At 68.5% G+C, this 4,266-nt stretch carries 4 protein-coding genes; all 4 read left to right on the plus strand.

Going from position 1 to position 4,266, the window contains the following annotated elements:
- A partial coding sequence (locus VH969_RS07945; RefSeq protein ID WP_331972792.1) for an ABC transporter substrate-binding protein occupies window positions 1–1,071 on the plus strand: 1,071 nt, incomplete at its 5' end.
- A gap of 76 nt (window positions 1,072–1,147) precedes the next feature.
- Entirely contained in the window at window positions 1,148–2,158 is a 1,011-nt protein-coding gene (locus tag VH969_RS07950; RefSeq protein ID WP_331972794.1) for a carbohydrate ABC transporter permease, read from the plus strand.
- Window positions 2,155–3,048 carry a carbohydrate ABC transporter permease gene (locus VH969_RS07955; RefSeq protein WP_331972796.1) on the plus strand — a complete coding sequence of 298 codons (894 nt, stop codon included), beginning with the start codon at window positions 2,155–2,157 and terminating at the stop codon, window positions 3,046–3,048. The genes VH969_RS07950 and VH969_RS07955 overlap by 4 nt, the downstream gene beginning before the upstream one ends.
- Window positions 3,049–3,083: 35 nt before the next feature.
- A partial coding sequence (locus VH969_RS07960; RefSeq protein ID WP_331972798.1) for a hypothetical protein occupies window positions 3,084–4,266 on the plus strand: 1,183 nt, incomplete at its 3' end.

Here is a 4,266-nt window from a genome sequence, read left to right on the forward strand (position 1 = left end):
CTGCCCGAGTCCGCGGACGACCAGCGCCAGCAGATGGTCCAGAACGCGCAGGTCAAGTCCGACGCCTACACCGTGCTCAACCTGGACGTCGTGTGGACCGCCGAGTTCGCCGCGAACCGGTGGGTCGTCGAGCTGCCGAAGGACCAGTTCGACCTGGAGAACTTCCTCAAGCCGGCCGTGGACACCGCGACCTACGTCGACAAGCTCTACGCGGTGCCGGTGTACTCCGACGGCGGCCTGCTCTACTACCGCAAGGACCTGCTGCAGAAGGCCGGCGTCACCGAGGCCCCGAAGACGTGGGACGAGATGGAAGCCGACTGCAAGAAGGTCCAGGCGCTTCCCGAGGGCAAGGGCGTCGGCTGCTACGCGGGCCAGTTCGACAAGTACGAGGGTCTGACCTGCAACTTCTCCGAGGCCGTGCAGTCCGCTGGCGGCGAGGTCGTCGGTGAGGACGGCAAGCCGAACGTGAACACCCAGGAGGCCAAGGACGGCCTGAACTTCCTGGTCGACGGCGTCAAGACCGGTGCGATCCCGAAGGCCGCCATCACCTACCAGGAGGAGCCCGGCCGCCGCGCGTTCCAGGACGGCAAGCTGCTCTTCCACCGCCAGTGGCCGTACCAGTACGCGCTGGCCAACGCCACCGACGGCACCTCGAAGGTCGCCGGCAAGTTCGACGTCGCCCCGCTGCCCGGCAAGGACGGCCCGGGTGTGTCGACCCTCGGTGGGCACAACTTCGCGATCTCGGCGTTCGCCAAGAACAAGGCGACCGGCCTGGACTTCATCAAGTTCTTCTCGAGCGAGGAGAACGAGAAGTCCAACCTGCTCGCCACGTCGCAGGCGCCGACCCGCGCGAACCTGTACGACGACCAGGAGCTCATCCAGAAGTTCCCGTACCTGCCGACGCTGAAGGCCTCGATCGAGAAGGCCGTGCCGCGGCCGAAGGCCGTCAAGTACGGCGACGTCACGGCGGCCATCCAGGAGGCCGCGTACGGCGCGATGAACGGTGAGAAGTCGACCGATCAGGCGCTGAGCGATCTGCAGTCGAAGCTCGAAGAGCTGACTGCCAAGTAGCAGACAAGATGCCTGGCCGGGCGACATCGACAGTCGCCCGGCCAGGCGTCCCCTGGACGCGTAACAGGAGTTCGTCGTGACCGCGCCTGCTCTGCCGCCCGCCGCGGGCGGCAACGCCACCACCAGCCCACAACGCCACGGCCGGCTCGCAGCGATGCTGCTGACCCCCACGTTCGTGGTGCTCGCGCTGGTGATCCTCTACCCGCTCATCGCGGCCCTCCGCGAGTCGCTGTACAAGAAACAGGAAGGCCTCGACGAGAACGGCTTCGTCATCGAGGGCGACCAGTTCGTCGGCATCCAGAACTACACGGACGCCTTCAGCGGCGAGGCCGCCGGACGATTCTGGAACGCCTTCTTCAACACCACGTTCTTCACGATCGTCGGTGTGGCGATCGAGGTCGTCCTCGGCGTCGCGATGGCCCTGGTCATGCACCACGCGCTGCGCGGCAAGGGGCTCGTCCGGGCCAGCGTGCTGGTGCCGTGGGCGATCCCGACCGCGATGTCGGCGCTGCTGTGGCAGTGGATCTTCCAGGCCGACGGCATCGCCAACGAGATCCTCAACTCCCAGATCCTGTGGACGACGGAGGGCTTCCAGGCCAAGGTCGCGGTGCTGATCGCGGACACCTGGAAGACCGCGCCGTTCATCGGGCTCCTGGTGCTGGCCGGCCTGCAGATGATCCCGACCGAGGTCTACGAGGCCGCGCGGGTCGACGGCGCTGACGCCTGGACCCGGTTCTGGCGCATCACGCTGCCGCTGGTCAAGCCGGCGCTGCTCGTGGCGGTCCTGTTCCGCGTCATGGACGTGCTGCGCATCTTCGACCTGCCTTACGTCCTCATCGGACCCCGCAAGTCCTCGGTGGAGACACTGTCCATGCTGGCCGTCGACGACGCGAACCAGCTCAGGTACGGACCGGCGGCGGCGTACGCCACGATCCTGTTCGTCTACGTCGCCATCGTCGCGTACATCTTCGTCAAGCTGCTCGGCGCCGACCTGATCGGTGAGGCACGAGAGCGCGGCAAGGAGGGGAGGCGGCGCAAGGCCAGGGCCGCCGCCGAACCGGAGGAGAAGGAGGCGGTGCCGGTATGACCACCGCGACCACGACCGCGCCCACGACCACGGCGCGGCACCCGAAGAAGAAGAAGGGCGTCGAGCAGCTCGGCGGGCGCCGCTGGCTGTCCACGCTGGGCATCATCCTCATCGTCGTCTACTGCCTGGCGCCGTTCTACTGGATGGTCGCCTCGGCGCTGCGTCAGCCGAACGACCAGGCCGACAACTCCTTCTTCCCGAGCCCCCTGTCGTTCGAGAACTTCGCGGCCGTCTTCGGGCCGGGTGTCGGGTTCGGGCGCAACCTGCTCAACAGCGTGATCGTCGCGGGCGTGACGACGCTGCTCACGCTGATCTTCGGCACGTTCGCGGCGTACACGCTGGCGCGGCTGAACTTCCGGTTCAAGAACCTCGTCGCGGGCATCATCATCGCCACGGCGATGTTCCCGAGCGTCTCCATCGTCGTGCCGCTGCTCAAGCTGTTCACCGACATCGGGTGGATCAACACCTACCAGGCGATGATCCTGCCGAGCCTCTCGTTCGCGCTGCCGCTGGCGGTGTGGACGCTCGCCACGTTCTTCCGGCAGATGCCGAAGGAGCTGGAGGAGGCGGCCATGGTGGACGGGCTCACGCGCGGCCAGGCGTTCCGGAAGGTCATCATCCCGCTCGCCGCGCCGGGCATGTTCACGACGGCGATCATCACGTTCATCGCCGCGTGGAACGAGTTCATCTTCGCTCTGTCCATGGTGAACGAGAAGACCATGAAGACCGCGACGGTCGCGATCTCACAGTTCACCGGTATCTCCGGGTTCGACAGTCCGTTCGGGACCAAGATGGCCGCCGGGGTGGTCGTCACCGTGCCGCTGGTCATCGTGGTCCTGATCTTCCAGCGCCGGATCATCGCCGGCCTGACTGCTGGAGGCGTCAAGTAGACATGCGCAGGAGCAAGGCTCTCTTAGTTTTGGCCGTGCTGGCCACCACCGCTGGGCTGGGCATCCCAGCCGCCTCGGCGGCCCCGGCCTCACAGTCCACTTCGGACTCCGTCGCGGGTGGTGCGCTGGCCGGCCGAAGACTGGTCGAGCTGTCGGAGACCACGCGTCTGGCGGACCGCCGGGCGCTGGTCACCGGCGACCGCGTGATCGCCATGGGGGACGAGTCGGGGCTCTACCCGGCCACCGGCTGGCACATCCGCGGGGAGATGGGCGGCATCTGGACGCCGCCGGTGAAGCTGCTGGACGGCATCTGGTTCGCCGTCGACGACGCCTGGCTGGGCGCCGACGTGACCACCTCCCGCTACACCGCGGGCTGGGGTTACCAGCGGTTCGACTACGCCGCCCAGGACGGCCTGTCGGTCGGCAGGCTGGACTTCGCGCCGGACGGCGCGCGGGCCGACGTGATCGGCCTGACGCTGAGCAGCGACACGCGGCGCACCGTCAAGCTCGCGATGGACGCGCACTCCGAGCTGATGCCGAACTACCCGTGGGGCTGGACCACGCCCAGTGCCGGCGACGTGAACCTGCCCGACACGGGCGCGTACACCGACGGCACGCTGACCTTCCGCGAGGTGGGCACCTCGCCGGGCCTCGGCGAGCACGACTACGCCGCGGTCGTCGGGTCCTCGGCGCGCCCGTCCGGCCACGAGCTCGGTGCGAACCACCGCGGCCCGCAGGACCCGGCCGTGGTCTGCCCGGCCGACGGGACCGCGCCGCCGCGGTGCGACGACTCCGCGTTCGGCAAGGGCACCGGCGGCCGGCTGACCTACGACGTGTCGCTCAAGCCGGGCAAGGCGACGACGCTGTGGTTCACCGTGGCGGGCTCCGACCAGGGTCCGGCCGCGGCGCGGGCGGAGTTCCTGAACGCCTCGCACAACCCCGAGCGCGCGCTGCGGGCCAAGGTGGACGAGCGGCAGGCGACGTCCGGCTACACGAAGGTCGACCTGCCGGGCGACCGGTTGCTGCAGCAGAGCGTCGACTGGAGCAAGCAGAACCTCGCCGACTCCGTGCAGTCGTCGCGCAACCTGAAGCTGCGCGACGTCGACGAGGGCCGGGCCTACCCGGAGCCGTCCGGCACGCTCAAGGAGGCGACCTGGTTCGGTGCCGGCTTCCCGGACTACCCGTGGATGTTCGGCACGGACGGCGAGTACACCTCGT

It is taken from the genome of Actinophytocola sp. (assembly GCF_036555685.1).
Classification (GTDB): Bacteria; Actinomycetota; Actinomycetes; order Mycobacteriales; family Pseudonocardiaceae; genus Actinophytocola.

Bases quoted from the DNA above. Each gene is read 5' to 3' on its own strand.
- VH969_RS07955 (WP_331972796.1), top strand. From the start codon at position 2,155: ATGACCACCGCGACCACGACCGCGCCCACGACCACGGCGCGGCACCCG.